This is a genomic window from uncultured Aquimarina sp. (genome assembly GCF_947492405.1).
Lineage (GTDB): Bacteria > Bacteroidota > Bacteroidia > Flavobacteriales > Flavobacteriaceae > Aquimarina.
This window is the reverse complement of the sequence record NZ_CANLMP010000023.1, coordinates 1-992: the sequence shown is the minus strand read 5'-3', so window position 1 is coordinate 992 and position 992 is coordinate 1. Positions and strand designations below refer to the sequence as shown.

Here is a 992-nt window from a genome sequence, read left to right as displayed (position 1 = left end):
GTTTTCAGTGATCCAGGTATTGTTTATGATTCAGTAAATGGTACGATTACCGTTCCAGCAGGAGTTACAGACTTTACAGTTACGTATCCTACGATTGTAGATGCTTTGGATGAGGGCGATGAGACGACTACAGTTACGGTTGGAGGCGAGAGTGGCACAGGAACGATTCAAGATCCAGCAGATCCTACGGTTGCCAGTGTAAGCAGTCCAACAGTTACAGAGGGTACGGATTTAGTACATACAATTACCTTAAGTGGTAGTACACCACAGCCAGTTACCTATCCATTTGTATTGGCAGATGGTAGTGCAGTAGCCCCTGGAGATTATACGAATGCACCAGTTTTCAGTGATCCAGGTATTGTTTATGATTCAGTAAATGGTACGATTACCGTTCCAGCAGGAGTTACAGACTTTACAGTTACCTATCCTACGATTGTAGATGCTTTGGATGAGGGCGATGAGACGACTACAGTTACGGTTGGAGGCGAGAGTGGCACAGGAACGATTCAAGATCCAGCAGATCCTACGGTTGCCAGTGTAAGCAGTCCAACAGTTACAGAGGGTACGAATTTAGTACATACAATTACCTTAAGTGGTAGTACACCACAGCCAGTTACCTATCCATTTGTATTGGCAGATGGTAGTGCAGTAGCCCCTGGAGATTATACGAATGCACCAGTTTTCAGTGATCCAGGTATTGTTTATGATTCAGTAAATGGTACGATTACCGTTCCAGCAGGAGTTACAGACTTTACGGTTACCTATCCTACGATTGTAGATGCTTTGGATGAGGGCGATGAGACGACTACAGTTACGGTTGGAGGCGAGAGTGGCACAGGAACGATTCAAGATCCAGCAGATCCTACGGTTGCCAGTGTAAGCAGTCCAACAGTTACAGAGGGTACGGATTTAGTACATACAATTACCTTAAGTGGTAGCACACCACAGCCAGTTACCTATCCATTTGTATTGGCAGATGGTAGTGCAGTAGC

General features: G+C 45.2%; 1 protein-coding gene. It reads left to right on the top strand.

Translation table 11 applies throughout. The annotated features are described in order from the left end of the window. Positions 1-992: Calx-beta domain-containing protein (locus tag Q0829_RS27490; RefSeq protein ID WP_298549298.1), on the top strand; the 992-nt coding region annotated here is incomplete at both ends.